The sequence below is a fragment of the Salinicola rhizosphaerae genome (assembly GCF_014652715.1).
Classification (GTDB): Bacteria; Pseudomonadota; Gammaproteobacteria; order Pseudomonadales; family Halomonadaceae; genus Salinicola; species Salinicola rhizosphaerae.
The window spans coordinates 315,854-337,276 of sequence record NZ_BMZI01000003.1 but is presented as its reverse complement, the minus strand read 5'-3'; the positions used below and the strand labels follow the sequence as shown (position 1 = coordinate 337,276).

Genomic DNA, 21,423 nt, shown 5'->3' with positions numbered 1-21,423 from the left:
AACGGGAAACGGACGGCTAGAAACGCGGCAGTTCGGGGTGGGGTAGCTCGCCGTGGTGAACGTGCATGGCGCCGAATTCGGCACAGCGCGCGAGTGTCGGGATGTTCTTGCCGGGATTGAGCAGGCGGCGCTCGTCGAAGGCCGATTTCACGGCGTGAAAGAGCGTGATCTCGTCTGCGTTGAACTGGCTGCACATCTGATTGAGCTTCTCTCGCCCGACGCCGTGTTCGCCAGTGATACTGCCGCCGACCTCGACGCAGAGTTCGAGAATGCGCCCGCCCATCGCTTCGGTTCGCTCGAGCTCGCCCGGCGCGTTGGCATCGAACAGGATCAGCGGGTGCAGGTTGCCGTCACCGGCGTGAAAGACGTTGGCGACGCGTAGACCGTACTCCGCGGAGAGCGTCTCGATGCCCTTGAGGACACCGGGCAACTCGCGCCGTGGAATCGTGCCGTCCATGCAGTAATAGTCCGGCGACACGCGACCGACAGCGGGGAAGGCTGCCTTGCGCCCGGCCCAGAAACGCTGGCGTTCGGCGTCGTCTTGCGCCAGCCGGATGTCGGTCGCGCCAGCGGCCTCGAGCAGGCCGCGCACCCGTTCGCAGTCGGCGTGAACGTCTGCCTCGATGCCGTCGAGCTCGCACAGAAGAATCGCCGCCGCGTCGACGGGGTAGCCAGCGTGGACGAAATCTTCCGCTGCGCGAATGGCGAGGTTATCCATCATCTCGAGGCCCCCGGGAATGCAGCCGGCGGCGATGATGTCTCCCACCGCCTTTCCCGCGCGCTCGACATCATCGAACGACGCCATGACCACCTTGGCAACTTCCGGCTTGGGCAGCAGCCTGACGGTCACTTCCGTGATCACGCCAAGCATGCCTTCCGAGCCCATGAACAGCGCCAGCAGGTCAAACCCCGGCGAATCCAGGGCTTCACTGCCAAGGTGGAGGCGCTCACCTTCGATGGTGACGATATCCACAGCCAGCACGTTATGCACCGTCAGACCATACTTGAGGCAGTGGACGCCGCCGGCGTTCTCGGCAACGTTGCCGCCGATGGAGCAGGCGATCTGCGATGACGGATCGGGGGCGTAGTAGAGCCCGTAAGGCGCGGCGGCTTCGGAGATCGCCAGGTTACGCACACCCGGTTCCACACGCGCGATGCGCGCGTCGGCGTCGAGCTCGAGAATGCGATTGAAGCGTGACATGACCAGCAGCACACCCTTTTCCAACGGCAGAGCGCCACCGGAGAGTCCGGTTCCGGCGCCGCGCGTCACCACTGGCACGTCATGCTCGAAGCAGACGCGCATGAGCGACTCGATCTCGCGCAGGGTGGACGGCATGGCGACGAGCATCGGCAGCACGCGGTAGGCAGAGAGGCCATCGCACTCGAACGGGCGCAGGTCCTCTTCGCGGTCGAGCAGCGTGAGATCGGGAGCAACGGCGACGATCGCGGCCTTCAGGGCCGTGCGGTCGACCGTCGCGATCTCGCCGTCGAGGCGTTCGTCGTAAAACCGTGTCATCGACATCTCCTTGCCCCGGGAGTCGTCCATACCGCATCGGTGGCAATTTATGGAATGCGTTTTCACACTCGATGAAGCCATGGTCGTGGATGTGACCCCGTCACGACCATTAGCCAAAAGCCGCAAGGCCCGAGGGCAAGTGCCGCGCCGCCAATGGGCGAACGCTGCGTGGGCGAAAGCGAGTGTCGAAAAAAGAAACGCCCGGCGATCGCCGGGCGAGGCAGTGAGCTGGCGCGAGATCAACCGGTCATCAGCGGGTCGCTGAAGTCGAGCAGGTAGAACGCTGCCAGACCGATGAGGCCGGCGAACAGGCAGTAGTAGATCGTGGGCAGAATCGTCTTGCGCAGGGTTGTCCCTTCGCGACCGAGCAGTCCGACCGTCGCCGAGGCCGCGACCACGTTGTGGATCGCGATCATGTTGCCGGCGGCGGCACCGACCGCCTGCAGGGCAACCATCATTGCGGTGGAGACCCCGAGTACCTCGGCCACGTTGAACTGGAAGGCCGCGAGCATCAGGTTGGAGACGGTATTGGAACCTGCGATGAAAGCGCCCAGCGCGCCGACGGCGGGGGCGAACAGCGGATAGATCTGACCGACGCCGTCGGCGACCAGCTGTGCCATGGCAACCGGCATCGAGACCAGGTCGGACTCATTGACGCCGGAGTTGATCAGGATGCGCACCATGGGGATGGTGAACAGCAGCACGAAGCCGGCACCGAAGATGGTCTTCGAGGATTCCGCAAAGGCCGCCTTGACCTGGGCGGCGCGCATGCGGTGCAGAAAGATCGTGCAGATCACGGCGATCAGGATGATGCCGCCGGGCAGATAGAGCCACTCGACGCTGCCCGAGATACCGGCCTCGCCGAGGATGTCGCTCCAGCCAGTGCTGAGCGAGGAGAGCCCTGCCTTGACCGACGGCACGGTGCGTGAGATGACCAGCAGCACGGCGACGATGACATAGGGCATCCAGCCCATAAGGGTCGACATCGGCGCGCGCCCGGCGACGTCATCGACCTTGATTTCGATCTTGCCGATCCACTCCGCCGGCCACTGCGAGCGCTCGGGAAAGTCCCAAGTGTCCTTCGGCAGCAGAAAGCCCTTGCGCGCGGCGGGCACGACGATCGCCAGGCCGATCAATCCGCCCAGCAGCGAAGGGAACTCGGGGCCGAGCAGCACGCCGACCAGCATCGAGGGAATCACGAAGGCGAGCCCGACGAAGAGTGCGAAAGGCGTGATTGACAGGCCTTCGGTCCAGGAGCGGTTGGCACCGAAGAAGCGCACCATGACGGTCACCAGAATCAGCGGCATGAGCACGCCGATGATGCCGTGAGTCACGACCACCTCGGAGGTGATCAGGCGAAAGTAGGTCTCCCAGCTCGAGCCGTCTGCGGCGAGCTGCTCGGCGATCGACGACTGATTGACCCCGCCGGTGACCCCAACCACGATCGGCGTGCCCACCGCGCCGAAGGAGACCGGCGTCGATTGCAGCATCATGCCGACGACCACCGCGGCCAGCGCGGGAAAGCCGAGAGCGACCATCAGCGGTGCTGCCACTGCGGCCGGCGTGCCGAAGCCCGAAGCGCCCTCGATGAAACAGCCGAACAGCCAGGCGACGATCAGCGCCTGCACGCGCCGGTCCGGGCTGATGCCGGAGAAGCCGTTGCGGATCGCCATGATGCCGCCGGAGTGCTTCAAGGTATTGAGCAGCAGTATCGCGCCGAAGATGATCCAGAGCAGGGCGACGGTCATGATCAGCCCCTGAAACGTCGAGGCGAGCACCCGGTTGGCGGTCATGTCCCACGCTAGCAGCGCGATCAACACCGCGACGATGAAGACGATCGGCATGGCGACTCGCGCCGCCATGCGAAATCCGATCAGCAGTACCCCCGCCAGTATCAAGGGCAGAAAGGCCAGAAGAGACAGCACCGTCTGGTTCATGTCGCGCTCCCGAGTCCCTGTTGCAGGACATGGTTTGGTGTCGTTTTTTGTGTCGGCTCGCCTCGTGTCTTGCCGCCGTAGGCGGCTCGAGCGAGGGTTCTCTGCTCGGAAGATAACCAGCCGCGACAGGCCCGCCAACGCGACTGGCGAACTCACACCAACGGATGAGTTGTCCGACAAGGTGCGGTGAAGTCTTTGAAAAAACTACGCTTTGTGGGAGCGGGAAGAGATGCCTGCGAGCGTTTCGGCGTGCGTGGCTGCGACCAATGGACCGACGCCCGAGGCTGGCGGGACAGCATCGGGCGTCGGCTGGGGAAGGGTGTCAGAGGGAGGGCGGTGTCAGCCGGTTGCAAGCATGCCGGTTTCGGCTTCTATGGCCTCGGTCGACATGAGCTCAAGTGTCACCGGGATCGATTTGCCGGCGATGGTGTTGCTCTGGAAATCGCGGTTGGCGACGGGGATCAGATCGTTGACCTCCGGATAGTAGGCGCCAAGACAGTTCTCCGGCAGATCGTAGGCGATGATCTTGAAGCCCGAGACGCTGCGCGCAATGCCATCATCGCTCACTGCATGTAGCGTGACGCGATTGCCGGCTTCGAAGCCGTGCCTCTCGATATCGCGCGGGTTCATCATCAGCACCATACGCGTACCGTAGATATCTCGATAGCGATCGTCATAGGAGTAGACGGTGGTGTTGAACTGATCGTGTCCACGGATCGAAAGCAGCTGGAAGTGGGTGTCGGTGGGTGCCGTATCGTCTTCGGTCAGACGCTTGTCGGGATAGAGAAAATGCGCCTTGCCGGAGTCGGTGTTCCAGACTCGATCGCGGGCGGCGATATCGAGATGGAAGACACCCCTCTCCGTCAGACGCCGGTTGAAGTCGTAAAACGTGCCGGGCTGCGTTGCCTCGATCTTGTCGCGGATGCGCGCGTAGTCCTCGGTGAGCCACTCCCAGTCGACCTTGGGATTGGGCGCGAGTGTGGCCTTGCCTAACCCGGCGACGATGGCGATCTCGGAGAGCAGATGCGGTGACGCCGGTTCGATCTGCCCCTTCGATCCCTGTACGTTGCACATCCCGTCTTCGATGGTGATCGTCTGTTCGACGCCGGCCTGTACGTCCTTTTCGGTGCGTGCGAGCGTCGGCAGCAGATAAGCCGACTTGCCGTGAATCAGGTGGCTGCGATTGAGCTTGGTGGCGATCTGCACCGTGAGCGCGATGTTCTCCACGTGCGGTGCGACGCGAGCCTGATCGGCGATCGCGCGGAAGAAGTTGCCGCCCATGCCGAGAAAGGCGTCGACTTCGTCTCTGAGGATCGCCTCGCAGCAGAGCGCCACATCGTGACCATGCTCACGCTCGCACTCGATGCCGAACACCTCGTCCATCTTCGACAGGAACGCCTCGCCGGACTTGTGGAAGATACCCACGGTGCGGTCGCCCTGTACGTTGGAATGGCCGCGCACCGGGCAGGCGCCGGCGCCACGCCGGCCGATATGACCACCCATCAGCAGCAGGTTGAGAATCTGATGGATGTTGTCACCGCCGCGGATGTGCTGGGTAATGCCCATTCCCCAGCAGCAGATGACACGCTCGGCCCGAATCCAGGCGTCTGCCGCGTCAACGATGGCATCGCGCGCGAGCCCGCTTTGGCGTTCGATTTGCGACCAGGCAAGCGAACGGCAGTGGTCGGCAAACGCTTCGAAGCCATCCGTATGCATACTGATGAAGTCATGGTCGATCACGCGCTTTCCGTCATTGGCACGCGCCGCGTCGTCGACCTCGAGAATGTGCTTGCACATGCCCTGAATCGCGGCGATATCGCCGCCGATCCGGACCTGGTGGTATTGCGTACTGATCGGTACGCCGTGGTTGGTCGCCATGTCCTTCGGTGTCTGCGGATTGGCGAATTTGACCAGTGCGCGCTCGCGCAGCGGGTTAAACGTGATGACTTCGGCGCCGCGCAGGCGTGCCTCGTGCAGAAGTCCCATCATGCGTGGGCTGTTGGTACCGGCGTTCTGGCCGAACAGAAACACGCAGTCGGTATGTTCGAAGTCATCGAGCGTGGTCGTCGCCTTGCCCACGCCGATGCTTTGCGGCAGCGCCACGGTGGTGGTCTCGTGACACATGTTGGAGCAGTCGGGAAAGTTTTGCGTGCCGAGCATCCGACCGTAGAGCTGCCACAGGAACGCCGCCTCGTTGGAGGTGCGCCCGGAGGTGTAGAGCTCGACGCGTTTCGGGTCGAATCCGGCGACCTGCGTGCCTATCTCGCGGAAGGCGGTCGACCAATCGATCGGATCGTACTTGTCGGTCGTCGCGTTGTAGCGCATGGGATGCGTCAACCGGCCCTGCTTTTCCAGCTCGTGATCCGACCAGGCAAGCAGTTCGGTCACTGTATGCCGCGCGAAGAACTCCGGCGTAGTACGTGCCGCCGTGGCCTCCCACGCCACCGCCTTGGCCCCGTTCTCGCAGAACTCCGCCGGTCCCGGCTTTTCCGGGTTGGGCCAGGCACAGCTCGGACATTCGAACCCGCCGTCGGGCGTGTTGATCTTGAGCATCAGCGCGTTGCCTTTGAACGGCACTCGCTCGCGCAAGAAGTGTGTTTCCGTCGCCTGCACGGACTGCCAGCCGCCCCCCGGCGCATCGTGTTTCGCCTGTCGGCCGTGCACTTCCTCATCCTTGAGCTGACGCGCCATGATCTTGCCTCCCTGCGGTCATGATTTCGTGAGTGTTCGACTGCAGTATGGCAACGATCTCGCGTTCACGCAGAGAGGTCGTCGAGTGGGAAACGGTTTGACGCCGGATCGGCCCTTGGACATGCTGCATCGACGCAAACGATGTCGGACTGTCACCAGGAGCACGAGATGAGCCGCAAGATGTTCGATCTGTGCGGCCGCGATGAGCGGCTGCGATTCTCTCCTTATTGCTGGCGGGTGAAGTACGCGCTGGCCCACAAGGGACTCGAGTGCGACTTCGTTCCCTGGAAATTCACCGACAAGGAAGCGATTGCCTTCTCCGATCAGCCGAAGGTGCCGGTCTTCGTCGATGGCGACGAAACCGTGGTCGATAGCTACGAGATCTTCCGTTATCTCGACCGCGTCTATCCGGAGAAGCCGCTGCTCGGAGACGACACCGCCGAGGCGCGGGCGCGGTTCTTCAAGTTCTACGCCGAGCGCTCGCTGGGGCCGGGCGTGCTGAAGACGATTCTGATGGACGTCTACAACGCCGTGCATCCGGATGACCGGGAATACTTCCGCACCTCTCGCGAGAAGGCGTTCGGGCGCACGCTCGAGGAGATGCACTCGCCGAGTCAGGGGCTATCGATGCTGGACCGCGCGCTGGAACCGATGCGCGGACGTCTGGAAGAGTCGCCATTTCTGGATGGTGACGTGGCCGGCGCCGCCGATTATCTGGTAGTCGGCGTGTTCATGTGGGCACGGGTCTGCTCGGCGGCGGATCTCATCTCCAATGCCGACCCGGTCTACGCCTGGTTCCAGCGCATGCTCGATCTGCATGGCGGCCTCGGGCGCAGCGCGACGCGCATCGTCGACATCGAAGGTGGTTACGACAACCTGGGCTGAGGAGGCGAGCGATGATCGATCTCTACTACTGGACGACGCCCAACGGGCACAAGATCACGCTGTTTCTCGAAGAGGCCGGGTTCGACTATCGGATTCACCCGATCAACATCGGCAAGGGCGAACAGTTCGCGCCGGCGTTTCTCGAGATCTCGCCCAACAATCGGATACCGGCGATTGTCGACCGCGCTCCGAGTGACCGCGGTCAGCCGCTGGCACTGTTCGAGTCCGGCGCGATTCTCGAGTATCTCGCCGACAAGAGCGGTAAATTCCTGCCCGAGATCGGTCGCCAGCGCTACCGCGTCTTGCAGTGGCTGCACTGGCAGATGGGCGGCCTCGGCCCCATGGCAGGCCAGAATCATCACTTTCGACACTACGCGCCGAAGAAGATCGACTACGCGATCGAGCGCTACGTGAAAGAGACCGCGCGGCTCTACGGCGTGCTCGACCGCCAGCTCGACGACAATGACCATGTCGCCGACGACGACTACTCCATTGCCGACATCGCCATCTGGCCGTGGATTCGCTCCCACGAGAAGCAGGGGCAGGATCTCGAAGACTTCCCCAGCCTGCAGCGCTGGTTCGAGCAGGTCGGCGAACGCGCCGCGGTCAAGCGTGCCTACGCCAAGGCCGAAGAGATCAATCCCGACCTGATCGATCCCAGAAACGGGGTGGAGATGACCGACGAGGCGCGAAAGCACCTGTTCGAGCGGTGAAAGCAACGCTGGACCTGGCGGTGATGACTGACGAACCCGGCGCCGGGTCCATCAATAATCCAGTGCGTCAGTTCTTGGCCGCGAAAAACTCCCTGACCTGACGAAACGCGGTCGAGAAGTAGCGCTCGAAGGTGTCTCGCTCGACGAACCCGAGGTGCGGGGTCGCCAGCACGCGTGAGTGATGCTGGTAGGGACGGGCGCCGTCGGGTTCGTTCTCGTAGACATCCAGCGCGGCGCTACCGGGGCGGCCGGCATCGAGGGCATCGAGCAGGGCGCCCGGGCGGATCAGCTCGGCGCGACTGGTGTTGACCAGCAGCGCCTCGGCGCGCATGGCGGCAAGATCGGCGGCGCTGATCATGCCGCGTGTCTCGTCGTTCAGTTTGAGATGCAGCGTGACGACGTCGCAGCGAGCGAGAAACGCGCGACGGTCGGGCTCGAATTCGACGCCAAGCTGGAAGGCACGCCCGGCGCTCGACTCGCGCCCGTGGGCGATGACCTGCATGCCAAAGGCCTCGGCGTAGCCGACGACGAGACTGCCGATCTTGCCGAGCCCCCAGATGCCGAGCGTGCGCCCGCTGACGGCGTGGCCGAGCGATTCGGTCTCCAGGCGATCGCTACTGCGTTGCCACTCGCCGCGGGCCTGGCGATCGAGATAGCCGCCGAGGCGGCGGCAGCCGGCCATGATCAGTAGCCACGTCAGTTCGGCCGGGGCGGTGGGCGAGCCGGTACCGTCGCGCACGGCGATACCCAGATCGTCGCACGCTTCGAGGTCGATGGCCGAGGAGAGTCGCCCGGTCTGCACGACCAGCTTGAGGTTGGGTAGTTGCGCCAATAGTTCGCGTGTCAGCGTGGTGCGTTCGCGAATCAGGATCACGGCATCGCTGTCGGCCAGGCGCGCCGGCAGCGCCGAGGCCGCAAGGTGGCGATGTTCGACATCGAGCCGGAGGTCGCTGTCGTCGAGTTCGTGGGCGGCGTCGAGAAAGGCGCAGCACCCTTGGTAGTCGTCCAGTACCGTGACCGTCGTCGCCATGGCAGTGCCTCCCGGATGATCGCGTGGATTTCAGTTTTGGCACGTTCGGGAGGCGCTGTCGAGCGCGAGCGGTGGTCGCGGGGGCGACGGGTCCCGCAGGACTATCGATTTCGCGAGGCTATCGGTTTCGCGAGGCTATCGGTTTCGCGAGGCTAGTCGTGGCGCTCGAGAAATTTCTGCACGCGCTCGGTGGCGGGGTTGGTGAAGAAGGTTTCCGGATCGGCCTGCTCGATGATCAATCCTTTCTCCAGAAACACGACCTGGTCGGAAACGGCGCGTGAGAACGCCATCTCGTGGGTCACGATGACCATCGTGTAGCCCTCGGCGGACAGATCTTTGATCACGCCGAGGACTTCGCCCACCAGCTCCGGGTCGAGTGCGGAGGTCGGCTCGTCGAAGAGCATGACCTCCGGCTGCATGGCCAGGGCGCGGGCGATCGCGACGCGCTGTTTCTGCCCGCCGGAGAGGGTATTGGGGTAGGCATCCATCTTGTGCGACATGCCGACTTTCTCGAGCAGTTCGCGGGCGTGAGCCTCGGCCTCGTGCCGCGACTTGCCGAGCACGTGGATCGGTGCTTCGGTGACGTTGTGCAGCACGTTGAGGTGCGGCCAGAGATTGAAGCCCTGGAACACCATGCCAGTCTTCGCGCGCACACGGGCCAGCGCCTTGACCGACATCGCGCGGCCATCGTCGGTCGTGCCGATGCGCTCGCCGGCGATATGAATGCTGCCGCGCTCCGGCTGTTCCAGCCAGTTGATACAGCGCAACAGCGTCGATTTACCGGAGCCCGACGAGCCCAGAATGGTCACGACGTCGCCTTTCTTGACCTCGAGATTGACGTCGCGCAGTACCTCGACATTGTCGAAGCTCTTCGACAGATTACGGATCGCGACCGCGGCATCGGTTGGTGCTTTCCTGGATTCAATACCAGCTTCAGACATTGTCGAACCCCCGTCTGGCGCTGAAGCGCCCGCACTGTTTGATGATGACTTCCATCACGATACTCACCGCCCAGTAGAAGCCGATGACCACGATGAACGCCTCGGTGGGTATGAAATAGGTGCCGGAGAGGCTGTTCGCGGCGGCGGTCAGCTCCTGCACCGTGATAATGACCAGAAATGCCGTGTCCTTGAGCGCGTAAATCAGCTGGTTCCCGAGCAGCGGCCGGGTCTGCATGATGATCTGCGGCAGGATCAGACGCAGGAACATCTTGCCTTTGGTGAATCCATGCGCCTTGGCGGCTTCGACCTGCCCCGGCGGAAACGTCAACCGAGCGCCGCGGAAGATCTCGGCAAAGTAGCAGCCGTGATAGACCGCGAGCGCGCCGATGCCGGACCACCAGGCATCGAGTCGGATACCCAGGCCGGGCAGGCCGTAGTAGAGCAGATAGGCCAGAATCAGAAACGGCAGCATGCGCATGCCGTCGATGAAGACGCGAAGCGGCATGGCCAGGCGCGGCCGGCTCCCCTCGAGCAGATAGAGCATGACGCAGCCGATCAGAAAAGCCGCGCTGATCGAGAGGCCGAAGATCGTCATGGTGCTGAGAAAGCCCGACCAGAACTGGTCTCGCGCCTGCCACAGAATTTGCCAGTTGTTCATGGTGTTCTCCTTGGCATCCTCGGCTTACACGGCCAGGCGATTGGCGCGTCTTTCCGCCACGCGCTGCGCCCAGACCAGACAGCCGATGATCGCCATGTAGAGCACGCAGGCGACGAGGATCGGCGGGAGCGGTTCGTAGGTCACTGCGGAGATGCGATTGGTGACGCGAGTCAGGTCGACGATGCCGATGACCGCGATGGCCGGGCTGCCCTTGATCAAAAACGACATTTCGTTGATCAGACCGGGCAGGCTGGTAATGAGCATCTGCGGCAGCATGATGCGACGGAAGGTGATCCATGGCGTCATGCCCGTCGCCATGGCCGCTTCGCGCTGTTCGCGCGAGAAATTGCGGAAGGCGCTGCGCCAGATCTCGGCGTTGAAGGCGGTGGTGTTGAGCGTGAGCGCGAGAATCCCTGCCACGCTGCGGTCCAGTTGTATGCCGAAGGTCGGCGCGCTGAGAAAGATGAACAGCGCCAGCGTGACCAGCGGCGTCGCGCGGGCCAGGCTGATATAAAGCACCAGAACCTGGTCGACGACGGGAATCTTGGCGATGCGAATCAGCGCGAGTACGAGGCCGGCGGTGACCCCCATGGCGATGGAGACACCGGAGATCCAGAGCGTCGTCCAGGCGCCTTCCAGCAGCATATGCCAGGCACTGGCGTTCATGATGATCTCTCCATGAAGCATTCAAGCGAATGGCGCCGCGGACAGGCCGCGGCGCGTCTTGCGTCGGTGGGGCGCGGAGGCGTTACTTCATGTTGCTGAACTGCAGCTCATGGAACTGATCGACGCTGGTCAGCGGTTTGGTGGGCAGATCCGGGAAGCTTTCGCCGAACCATTTCTCCTGCAGCTCGGCCAGACGGCCGGTTTCACGCATGTGGTCGAGGAAGCCGTTCATGTACGCCAGCAGTTTCGGGCTCGACTTGGGAATCGGCCAGGAGACGTAGCCTGGACCGGAGACCGCCGGTCCCTTGGCGAAGACGTCCGGCTTGGAGGCGACCAGGGTGTTGACCGGCACTGCGGAGTCGATGACGAAGTCGAGACGACCGTTGGCCAGATCGGCGAAGGCCTCTGGATAGGATTCGTACTGGACGACTTCCCCCATCTCCTCGCCTTTTTCCTTGAGCATCTTCTCGAGCTCCGGCAGCCGGGAAAGCAGCACGCTGCCCGCCTGCACACCCAGCGTCTTGCCGCCCAGGTCCTCGACGCTCTGAATGCTGTCGTCATCGGCGCGCTTGATCGCGAAATGCTGCGCGGAAGCGTAGGGCGCGGTGTAGTTGAACACACGCAGACGCTCGTCGGAGACCGATGCGCCGGTCAGGGCCATGTCGTACTGGCCGGTGGAGACGGCGGCCAGCAGGCCGGTCCATGGCAGGATGTCCTGCTTGACGTCGAAATCGGCGTACTGGCGCAATTCCACGAGCATGTCCGCGTTGAAGCCAACGGCGTTGCCATCCTCGATGTAGTTGAAGGGGGCGTAGTTGTCTTCGGTGGCGACGCTCAGGCTGCCGCGGCTCTCGATCTCGGGCAGATCGGCGGCGAACGCCGAGCTCGTCAGCGAGAGGGCCACCAGGGTGCCGGTGATCGCAGTCGCGAAGAGCTTGGAGAGACGGCGCGACGGCTGTGTCGCTTGGCGAATCGGGAAGCGCATCATGAAGAACCCTCTGGTTGTTGACTGTTGTTGTCGATCGACGTCGTCTTTGTTGGTTTTGTTGGTGGCCGGATGGGTTCGCCTTGTCGATTGGCCCGCCCTGCGTTCCGGTAGATCCACCCTAAAGAATTCTTCGCGTCTCGTTATAGAGCCAGTTACCCGAGTTCGGCTGGCCAGATAACGCGGTCCGCGATGAGCTCGCTTGTGCGCCGGGTACAGTGGTTTCGCCGGCAGGCATCAAGGGTGCAAAATACATGAGCAATTTTCATGCCAGAAACAGTTTCAAGCCAGCTTCTCAAGCGCGCAGATCAGTCGCGTCAGCCTCTCGCTGCGAAAGCCAATGCCGGTCAGTTGGCTCGGTCCGCCGCGGCCCGGTGTGGTGGGTGTCCACGAGGGGCGCCCGCCGCTCCATTGAAAGACATAGCGGCGGCCGTCGCAGTCGATGAAGCCCTTGGCACGGGCAATGGCGTCTTGATGCGCTGCGAGCAGAGACTCGAGCGCCTTGCGCGATATCGAAGCCGATAACCGAACGCTGAAACGCTGCCAGTCGGGTTCCGGCGTCGGGGCCGCGGGGATGAACGTTGCCTGGGCCTGCGGGCGCGATCTAGCGCGTTTCGCGGGGAGGGTCGAGGTCGATAACGAGATTACGGTGGCCTGAGTGGGCGCCAGCTCGGCAAGACGTCGAAAGGCGCAGGCCTGCGCGTCCGATGTCAGCAGTGCTTCCCGATTGATCGACAGCTCGTTGGCGTGGACGATCTGGCTGGCCACGAGGTCGCCGACACGCTGATCGTCAAGGCGCCGCGTCAGCGTGGAGAGATCGACCAGTGTGACGATGCGCTCGAGACGATAGCGTCGTGCGACGCGGATCATGTCGGCGATGCGCTCGGGGCGGGCGACGCCGCTGGTCTCGATGATCAGCGCCGTAGGCGGGTGCGGCCAGCGCGAGATCCGCGAGAGCTGAGTGCCTAGCTCGTCGCTAAGCGAGCAGCACAGGCAGCCGCTGGAGAGCTGCAGCAGTCGCTCGCCCTGGTATTCGATCAGCTCGGCATCGACGTTGATGGTGCCGAAATCGTTGACCAGTACCAGCGTATCCTCGGCGACGCCCTCGCGCAGTCGGTCATTCAGCCAGGTGGTCTTGCCAGCACCAAGATAGCCGGCGACCAGCGTCACCGCGATGGTCGTCGGCTCCTCGGTGCTGCGGGTATCGCGTCTGACGCCGCTCATGGTGGCGCTCAGTCGTTGTCGAACACGATGCCGCCGACCATCGTGGCGGCCACGTGCAGATGCGGGAGTTGTTCGAGCGGCACATCGCGCGGGTCCTCGTCGAGGATGGCCATATCGGCGAATTTGCCCACCTCGAGACTGCCGATACGATCATCGAGTTTCAGCGTGTAGGCGGCATCCAACGTGATCAACTTGAGCGCGCGCGCTACATCCAGCGCTTCATGGGCGCCGAGTGTCTTGCCGCTGGCGGTCTGCCGCGCCACGGTGCACCAGGCGGTGAAAAGCGGCGACAGCGGGGTGACCGGGGCGTCGCAGTGCGCTGCGATGGGAATACCGAGACGGTCTGCCGAAGCCAGCGGTTCCAGACGTTGACTGCGTTCGAAGCCGAGCGTGCGTTCGCGATGGATGTCGCCCCAGTAGTAGAGGTGATTGGCGAACATGTTGAGGCACACGCCGAGGCGCGCGGCGCGCTTCATCTGCGCCTGATTGATGATCTGGCAGTGCTGCAGCGTGTGGCGATGGTCGGGGCGCGGCCATAGCTCCTGAGCGGACTCGATCGCGTCCAGCATCAGATCGACGGCCTCGTCACCGTTGGTATGGATGTGTAGCTGCAGCCCGGCCTGGTGATAGCGCTGGACGATGTCGGTGAGACGCTCCGGCTCTGCGTTCCACATGCCGTTGGGCTTACCGTCGTGATAGCCCGGCCAGTTGAGTCGCGCCGTATAGCCTTGGATGGAACCGTCGGTCATCAGCTTGACCAGGCCGAAATGAAGCTTGTCCGTGCTCGACTCGCGGCAGTCGACCACTCGCTCGATACCGACCTCCGCGGTGTAGGTCAGCGCGCTCATCGCGGGCGCCAGGCGCATGGGCACGTCGGCGCGCGCGCAGGTGGCTAGCATGCTCTCCACCCCGGTTTCGCTGAGCGGATTGTAGAGGTCGGTCAGCGTGGTGACGCCGTGGCGCTGCGCGATTTTCGCGTAGCGAACCAGAGTTTCCGGCTCGCTGCCGCGATCGAAGAGGTCGATTCCCAGCGTGTCGAAGATGGCGAACATGGCCGCCATCTCGCGCAACTCACCGTTGGGCTCTCCATCTCCGAACGTCATCACGCCCTCGATTTCGGCCCGCGCCTCGAGCCCCGACTGCCGCAGCATGGCACCGTTGACCGTCATCATGTGCAGGTTGGCGTGGATTACCACGATCGGCCGCTCGGCATCGATCGCGTCGAGGTCGTTGCGGTCCAGGCGACGGTCCGGGAAGTAGATCGGATCGAAGCCCCAGGCGATCAGCGGGGCTGCTGCCGGAAGCTCGGCGATCTGCCGACGTAGATGGTTCTGGAGCGAGGCGATATCGGTCAACCCAGGCCAGGTGTGTCCGGCCGGGTCCTGACGCGGAAAGTAACCGGCGTAAGCGTACTCCCACAGCACGCCCTCGAGTGCATGGCTGTGACCCTCGACGAAGCCGGGAAGGATCACCTTGCCGGCGAAGCGTTCGTCGAGCGTGTATTCGCCCAGGTCCTGGAGTTCGTCCAGGGGGCCCACGCCGAGCACGCGGCCATCGCGAACGGCGATATGTGTCGCTTCCGGTAACGTCGGATTCATGGTCAGAATGCGTTGGGCGCTGTAGATCCGCAGGCTCATGTCGGATTCGGCTCCTCGGTCGATGGCGGGTGGTTCGCGCGGCGACGCTGCCACTTGAGCAGCAGCGGAATGCAGGCCAGCGCTACAACAGCGTAACCGCCGAAGATCGCCAGGTATTTCCAGGTGCCGAGCATCGGTGCAATGGGGGAGAAGAAGAAAAGCGTCGGGATGTTAGCGACGATGATCGCGATGTTGAAGAACGCGAGCTCCTTGGGGACCGCCGTGCTGAAGTCGGCATCCAGCATGCGCAGCAGTAAGAGGCCGGTACCCGTAGAGCCGCAGCAGCAGCCGAATGCAGTGACCGCGCGTTCAGGGCCGAGCCGGCCACTGAGCTTGCCGATCGCCATGGCACCGAGAAAGGTGACCAGCGTGACGACCACCGCCACCAGGATGATGGGAACCAGCAGGGCGGACAGTACGGCGATCTGGATGCTCATGATCGTCGCGACGACCATGAAATCGACCGAACCGCTGGTGATCCGTTTGAGCGTGTCATCGTCGACCTTGCTCGACCAGCCGAAGCGGTCGATCGCCAGGCGCATCAGTACGCAGACGGTCAGCCCATGGATGAAGAACAGGTTGTAGCTGAAGAAGACCGACAGCACCTGACTGCCGGCGACGAGCGGCTGCATCGCCGTCAGCCAGACGTAGGTGATGACGTAGGCGATACCGAGCAGTCCAATATGCCAGGCCAGCGAGTCAACGGTGCCGGAGTGCGAGACCTGCTTGCCGGCGATGGGCTGCTGCGTCGGTGCATGAAAGCCGCTGATGAAGTCGGCATCTAGCGTCGATTCCCGGTTGCTGTTCAGGCCGCGCTTCAGGAAGTAGCGCGCTGCCGGTACGCCGACGACAAACGCCGCAACAAAGCCCAATGACGCGAAGATGACTCCGACCTGCGCGGCATTGGCGATGCCGTAATCGTTCTCCCAGATGGTGCCGTAGGTGAGCGCCTGCCCCGGGCCCTGGGTGAAACCATGGGTAACGATGGCGCCGAGCAGCGGGCTCAAATCGCTGCCGCTGAGCAGATCGTAGCCCGCCATCAAGGCGAACCCGATGACTGCCTGGGCGCCGAGGCTGGCGGTCCATATCAGTGTCAGCCACAGGCCACCGCCGACGATGCCCTGCTTCGCTTCACCATTGGCGGGCTTGGCGCCTCCCGTGAGACACAGTGACATGAAACTGAGCGTGAAGAAGTGGAAGGCGAGCGCGGTGAAGTCCGACGGTCCGTAGCCGGGAATCAGGTCCGACGAGAGCAGGATGAAGCCGATGACGCCAGCGACGATGCTGCCGGGAACCAGACTGGCTCGCAGGAAGCCGAGACGGCTGCGAAGCAGACTGCCGACTGCCAGCAGGCCCGCCATCAGCGCAAACGCGATGACGCCATGAAAGGTGCTGCCCATGTTGCGATCCTCTTGATTATCGTTGCCGGTGAGGTTGGCGTTCAGCCGCCTGGCGAGACGGCAGGTCGATTCATACTAAAGTCGGCGCCGATCGTGCCACAGGACAGTTGCACCCGGTGGTCGAGACAGCAGCGGTCGAGACAGTCCGAGCGCTCTGCGAGCTGACGGCATGAGACGGGCAAGATTCCAGCGCTCGTGGCGTGATTCTTGCAGCGAGTCAGTTCTGCGGCCGACTCGGCAGCTCAGGTTTCAGCTCGTCAGTGAGGTGATACATGCTTGACCACTACTTCCATCTCGACTTCGATGCTCAGCGCGGTCTGCAGGAGCAGCTGCGGGAGGCGTTGCTGGATGCCATCCATACCGGCACCATTCCAGCCGAAGAGGCGCTGCCTTCCTGTCGCAAGCTTTCGATACAACTGGGCATCTCGCGCAATACCGTGGCACTCGTCTACGAGGGGCTGGTCGAGGACGGCTATCTGGTCTGCCGGCCGCGTAGCGGTTACTACCTGCATGACACCTATCGTGACACCGATGCACTTCAATCGCCCGTCGAGTCGGTCGGAGAAACGTTGAATGCACCATCATGGAGCAGTCGTTTCACCCATCGTCCGAGCCATCTGCAGGGCGTCCTGCGGCCGAGCAACTGGATGCACTACGAATTTCCTTTCGTTTACGGCCAACTCGATACTCGACTGTTTCCGCTGGAACAGTGGCGCGAGGCCTCGCGGCGGTTGCTGGGTGGGCAGCGCGAGCGCCACTGGCTGAGTGATCGCTACGATCAGGACGACCCGATGCTGATTGAGCAGCTTCGCACTCGGGTGTTGCCCAAGCGCGGTATCCATGCCCGCAGCGACGAGATCCTCATTACGCTGGGATCGCAGAACGCGCTGTTTCTGATCGCGCAGCTCCTGTTCGACAACCGTACCCGTGTTGCAGTGGAGAATCCTGGCTATCGCGAGGCGGCCAACGTCTTTCTGCGGCAGGGAGCGCATCTCAGCTACCAGCCGATCGACAGTGAGGGCATGCGTTTAGACGCGGCGGCGGCGAGCTGCGATTACCTCTACGTGACGCCCAGTCATCAGGGCCCGACCGGTGTGACCATGAGCCGGGCGCGGCGTGAGGCACTGATCGAGCAGATTCTGCGTCGCGATCAGGTCGTGCTGGAGGACGACTACGATGCGGAGGTCAATTTCGACCGCCACGCGCTGCCGGCGCTGAAGGCGAGTCGCGCGGGCTCACGGGTGATCTACATGAGCAGTCTCTCCAAGCCTTTATCGCCGGGGCTGCGACTGGGATATCTGGTAGCGGACGCCGAGCTGATCGACGAGCTTCGCGCGCTGCGCCGCCTGATGTATCGGCATCCGCCGTCCAGCCTCCAGCAGCAGCTGGCGCAGTTCCTGTCGCAGGGGCACTACGATCGCTACCTGCGTCTGTTCGCCGATGAAATGCACCGACGCTGGGAAGCCATGGACGAAAGCATCCAACGCCATCTGCCGATGTGTCGTCGAGTGGGTGACGATCATGCCAGCGTGTTCTGGCTCAAGGCACCTGAGGCGACCGATACTCAGCGCCTGGCTTGGCAGGCAGCGCAGCATGGTGTGCTGATCGAGCCGGGCTTTCAGCACTTCTTCGATCAGGTGCCGCCGCGAAATTTCATGCGCCTGGGCTTCGGTGCCATTGATGCCGAGCGCATCGACCCGGGTATCGAGCGGCTATCGCGAGCCTTTGGCTAATCGGCTGGTACGCCCCGCCGAACGTTCACTACCAACGCAATCGCCGGCTTCGAAGCCGGCGGTTGCATGACGGGGCACAGCTCGGGCGGGTGTCAGCCGGCAGTGCTCAGCACGTCGTCGAGAATCGAAAGGCCTTGCTCGACCTCGGCCTCGCTGACGATGCAGGGTGGCACCACATGGATGCGGTTTTCGACCACGAAGGGCAATAAGCCTTTCTCGATCAGCGCGCCCTTGATCTTGGCCATCGCCGGGGCGGGTAACGGTGCACGGCTGTCACGATCGCTGACGAGTTCCAGGGCATGGAATACGCCGACGCCGCGGGTCTCGCCGACGATCGCATGCTTTTCGGCAATCTGCTTGAGGCCATCGGCGAGCACGCCGTTGCCGACGCGATCCGCGTTATCCACGATGCCTTCGGCTTCCATCGTGTCGAGTGTCGCGACGATGGCCGCCATGGCGAGCGGGTGGCCGGAATAGGTCAGGCCGCCGAAGAACATGTGATCGTCGAAATGGCGGCAGATCGGCTCGGAGACGACGACGCCACCGGCCGGCACGTAGCCGGAATTGACCCCCTTGGCGAACACGATCAGGTCCGGCTTGACGTTGAAGTGCTCGAAGGCGAACCAGCGCCCGGTGCGACCGAAGCCCGCCATGACCTCGTCGAGAATCAACAGGATGCCGTGCTGGTCGGCCAGTCTGCGCACGCCCTCGAGGTAGCCCTTCGGCGGAATCAGCATGCCGGCGGTACCGGGAATCGACTCCAGCAGAATGGCGGCGATCGACTTCGGCCCCTCGCACTCGATTACCCGCTTCAGGTGCATGAGCGCACGCTCGCACTCCTCCTCTTCGTTACTGGCCCAGAAATCGCTGCGATAGAGATAGGGATTGAAGAAGTGGGCGTGACCGCGTGCGAACTCGTTGGGAACGCGGCGCGGGTCACCGGTGGCCACGATGGCCGCTCCGGTGTTGCCGTGATACGAGCGGTAGGCGGAGAGGATCTTGTCGCGTCCGGTGTAGGCGCGCGCCATGCGGATGGCGTTTTCGTTGGCGTCGGCGCCCGCGTTGGTGAAAAACACCTTCTCGAATCCTTGCGGTGCATGCGCGAGGATACGCTTGGCGGCTTCACCGCGAGCGAGATTGGCATGCGCCGGTGCCACGGTGGCGAGCTCTCCGGCCTGCGCCTGGATGGCGGCGATCACTTTCGGATGCTGATGGCCGATGTTGGTGTTGACCAGCTGGCTGCTGAAGTCCAGGTACTCCTTGCCCGAGTAGTCCCACATCTTGCAGCCGCGTCCCCCGGCGATCACCAGCGGGCTCAAGTTGCCCTGCGACGACCAGGAGTGAAACACGTTCTGGCGGTCGAGCTGGTAGACATACTCGTTGGACACGGCGTCCGGGGTCATGCTGTCGTTCATGGCTGGCATCCTGTGTTTCCCGGGGAACCGGGGCGTATTGTCGTGGCTGATTGTTGTGGCTGAGGCTGAAAGCGAGGGCAGAGAGGCCGATGTCGTTCTCTGACTTGACGCTACCAGATTAGGGGGCCGCAACCGTTTCGCGTAGAGCCAGAATGATTCGACACTCGTGACAGCCATGCCGAGCGGTCGAGACCGGCGCGCTGCCTGGCTGGGGATGTCCCGAGCGATGACGGTAACTGGCTCTACAGGCACGCCGAGACGCTGGTTAAAGTGCTGGCTCGACAAGCCAGTTACCGGGGCAACATGACATGAAGAGATCGCGACTGCCGGATGGCATCTCATGAGCGAGACGAACGCGACGTGATGGTGTCCGTGCCGCTACCGATCCCGGTGCTGGGCCCGGCCATGGCGCTGGCGTGTTTCGCCGGGGCGGTTCGCGGCTACTGCGGCTTCGGTTTCGCGATGCTGCTGGCGCTGGGGTTGATGCTCTTCTTGCCGCCGCTCGAGGCGGTACCGCTGGCGCTGCTGCTGGATCTGGTAGCGAGTGTTGCCCTGTGGCGGCGCGCGTGCCGGCTGGCGGACTGGACTCGCCTGCGTCTCTTGCTGGCAGGTATGGTCGGGGCGACGCTGATCGGGGTCTGGTTGATCGCCAGCGTTCCGCCTGCGCCAATGCGTATCGCCATCGCGCTGCTGGCGCTGGCCGGGGCGCTGTCGCTGCTGCTGCGTCGTGAGTCGACAGTGAGCGAGGCGCGTGGTGTGCGGGCGCCGGTCACGCTGTTTGCCGGCGCGGCGTCGGGGCTTTGTCAGACGCTGGCCTCTTCCGGCGGGCCGCCGCTGATGCTCTATCTGCTGCAGCAGCGATTGCCGCCGAACACGCTACGCGCCACGGCAATACTGTTCTTTGCGGTCAGCAGCAGCGCAGCGTTGATCGGTCTCGCGTTCGCCGGCGCGCTGCATGCGCAGACGCTGTCACGCGGTGCCTGGCTGCTGGTACCGGCATTGATCGGCAACGCCCTGGGGCAGTGGGCGTTCGAGCGTTCGCCGCCGCGCTCGATGAAGTGGACCGTGGCGCCGCTGCTGGTCGCACTGTCGCTCTGGGTGCTGGCTCGCGAGGCGTTTTACGGTTGACGCCTGGCGCTGGCGAGCGGACCGGGAGCCAGTGACAGAGGAATATCGGGTATCCTCGGGCGTCATCGACGTCCGATGCATCGACGTCAATCGAGACGAAAACCAACGAGGAGAGTGTTGTGAACGACGTTGCTTTTATCACCGGTGCGACTTCCGGATTCGGCCGCGCTGCCGCCCATCGTTTTGCCGAGGCTGGCTGGTCGCTGGTGCTCTCCGGGCGTCGTGGCGATCGCCTCGACGCGCTGAAGGCGGAACTCTCCGACAAGGTCGACGTGCACGTCGTCGTGCTCGATGTGCGCGATGACGAGGCCGTGCAGAAAGCGGTCGATGAACTGCCGGAGGCGTTCAAGCGCGTGCGCACGCTGGTCAACAATGCGGGACTGGCGCTGGCGGCCAAGCCGGCGCAGAAGGTCGAGATCAAGGACTGGCACACCATGATCGACACCAACGTCACGGGGCTTGTCAACGTGACTCACGCGCTTCTGCCGACGCTGATCGACGTTGGCCGCGGCGCGACGATCATCAACGTGGGTTCGATTGCCGGTCAATGGCCGTACCCGGGCAGCCACGTCTATGGCGCGTCCAAATCTTTCGTCAAGCAGTTCAGCTACAACCTGCGCTGTGACCTGCTCGGCACCGGCGTTCGTGTCACCGATCTCGCGCCCGGCATCGCCGAGACCGAGTTCACGCTGGTGCGCACCGGCGGCGACCAGGCAGCGTCCGACAAGCTCTATCGCGGTACCGAGGCACTCACTGCCGAGGATATCGCCGAGCAGATGTTCTACATCGCGACGCTGCCGGCCCACATCAACTTCAACCGTCTCGAGGTGATGCCGACGCGTCAGGCTTGGCAGGCGTTCGCTG

General features: G+C 63.5%; 17 protein-coding genes. 5 read left to right on the top strand and 12 right to left on the bottom strand.

Annotated elements, in window-relative coordinates; translation table 11 throughout:
• Positions 1-16: 16 nt before the first annotated feature.
• From glcD to IE125_RS07700, 3 genes are all read right to left on the bottom strand, one after another.
• Positions 17-1,516: a glycolate oxidase subunit GlcD gene (glcD, locus tag IE125_RS07710; RefSeq protein WP_189444067.1), complete on the bottom strand. Its 1,500-nt coding sequence runs from the start codon at positions 1,514-1,516 to the stop codon at positions 17-19.
• A 239-nt stretch (positions 1,517-1,755) separates the two neighbouring features.
• Positions 1,756-3,453, bottom strand: coding sequence for an L-lactate permease (locus IE125_RS07705; RefSeq protein ID WP_189444066.1), 1,698 nt, complete (start codon positions 3,451-3,453; stop codon positions 1,756-1,758).
• A gap of 339 nt (positions 3,454-3,792) precedes the next feature.
• Positions 3,793-6,144 carry an FdhF/YdeP family oxidoreductase gene (locus IE125_RS07700; protein WP_189444065.1) on the bottom strand — a complete coding sequence of 784 codons (2,352 nt, stop codon included), beginning with the start codon at positions 6,142-6,144 and terminating at the stop codon, positions 3,793-3,795.
• Between the two features lie 168 nt (positions 6,145-6,312).
• Between IE125_RS07700 and IE125_RS07695 the strand changes: the two genes are divergently transcribed.
• Together IE125_RS07695 and IE125_RS07690 are read left to right on the top strand one after the other, a co-directional pair.
• Positions 6,313-7,029, top strand: coding sequence for a glutathione S-transferase N-terminal domain-containing protein (locus tag IE125_RS07695; protein WP_189444064.1), 717 nt, complete (start codon positions 6,313-6,315; stop codon positions 7,027-7,029).
• Positions 7,030-7,040: 11 nt separating this feature from the next.
• The gene (locus IE125_RS07690; protein WP_189444063.1) at positions 7,041-7,742 is read left to right on the top strand and encodes a glutathione binding-like protein; all 702 of its coding nucleotides are present in this window, start codon (positions 7,041-7,043) and stop codon (positions 7,740-7,742) included.
• Between the two features lie 67 nt (positions 7,743-7,809).
• Here IE125_RS07690 and IE125_RS07685 read toward each other — a convergent pair whose 3' ends face one another.
• From IE125_RS07685 to IE125_RS07650, 8 genes are all read right to left on the bottom strand, one after another.
• Entirely contained in the window at positions 7,810-8,772 is a 963-nt protein-coding gene (locus tag IE125_RS07685) for a D-2-hydroxyacid dehydrogenase family protein (RefSeq protein WP_189444062.1), read from the bottom strand.
• 152 nt (positions 8,773-8,924) lie between these two features.
• Complete coding sequence (locus IE125_RS07680; protein WP_189444061.1) at positions 8,925-9,713, bottom strand: amino acid ABC transporter ATP-binding protein; 789 nt, start codon at positions 9,711-9,713, stop codon at positions 8,925-8,927.
• The gene (locus IE125_RS07675) at positions 9,706-10,371 is read right to left on the bottom strand and encodes an amino acid ABC transporter permease (protein ID WP_189444060.1); all 666 of its coding nucleotides are present in this window, start codon (positions 10,369-10,371) and stop codon (positions 9,706-9,708) included. The genes IE125_RS07680 and IE125_RS07675 overlap by 8 nt, the downstream gene beginning before the upstream one ends.
• A 24-nt stretch (positions 10,372-10,395) precedes the next feature.
• The gene (locus IE125_RS07670) at positions 10,396-11,037 is read right to left on the bottom strand and encodes an amino acid ABC transporter permease (protein WP_189444059.1); all 642 of its coding nucleotides are present in this window, start codon (positions 11,035-11,037) and stop codon (positions 10,396-10,398) included.
• A gap of 82 nt (positions 11,038-11,119) precedes the next feature.
• Positions 11,120-12,025, bottom strand: coding sequence for a transporter substrate-binding domain-containing protein (locus tag IE125_RS07665; RefSeq protein ID WP_229808983.1), 906 nt, complete (start codon positions 12,023-12,025; stop codon positions 11,120-11,122).
• 279 nt (positions 12,026-12,304) lie between these two features.
• Positions 12,305-13,246 (bottom strand): CobW family GTP-binding protein, encoded by a 942-nt coding sequence (locus IE125_RS07660; protein WP_189444058.1) that lies wholly within the window; start codon positions 13,244-13,246, stop codon positions 12,305-12,307.
• Between the two features lie 8 nt (positions 13,247-13,254).
• Positions 13,255-14,883, bottom strand: coding sequence for an amidohydrolase (locus IE125_RS07655; protein ID WP_189444057.1), 1,629 nt, complete (start codon positions 14,881-14,883; stop codon positions 13,255-13,257).
• Positions 14,880-16,283: a sodium/glutamate symporter gene (locus IE125_RS07650; RefSeq protein ID WP_189444056.1), complete on the bottom strand. Its 1,404-nt coding sequence runs from the start codon at positions 16,281-16,283 to the stop codon at positions 14,880-14,882. Before IE125_RS07650 ends, IE125_RS07655 begins: the two co-directional genes overlap by 4 nt.
• A gap of 272 nt (positions 16,284-16,555) precedes the next feature.
• On the opposite strand from IE125_RS07650, the gene pdxR reads away from it, so the two are divergent.
• Complete coding sequence (pdxR, locus tag IE125_RS07645) at positions 16,556-18,016, top strand: MocR-like pyridoxine biosynthesis transcription factor PdxR (protein ID WP_189444055.1); 1,461 nt, start codon at positions 16,556-16,558, stop codon at positions 18,014-18,016.
• Positions 18,017-18,108: 92 nt separating this feature from the next.
• Here pdxR and IE125_RS07640 read toward each other — a convergent pair whose 3' ends face one another.
• The gene (locus IE125_RS07640) at positions 18,109-19,431 is read right to left on the bottom strand and encodes an aspartate aminotransferase family protein (protein ID WP_189444054.1); all 1,323 of its coding nucleotides are present in this window, start codon (positions 19,429-19,431) and stop codon (positions 18,109-18,111) included.
• Between the two features lie 330 nt (positions 19,432-19,761).
• Here IE125_RS07640 and IE125_RS07635 point away from each other — a divergent pair, with 330 nt between their 5' ends.
• On the top strand, positions 19,762-20,559 hold the full coding sequence (locus IE125_RS07635) for a sulfite exporter TauE/SafE family protein (RefSeq protein ID WP_229808982.1): 798 nt from the start codon (positions 19,762-19,764) through the stop codon (positions 20,557-20,559).
• 119 nt (positions 20,560-20,678) lie between these two features.
• Positions 20,679-21,423: SDR family NAD(P)-dependent oxidoreductase (locus IE125_RS07630; protein WP_189444053.1), on the top strand; the 745-nt coding region annotated here is incomplete at its 3' end.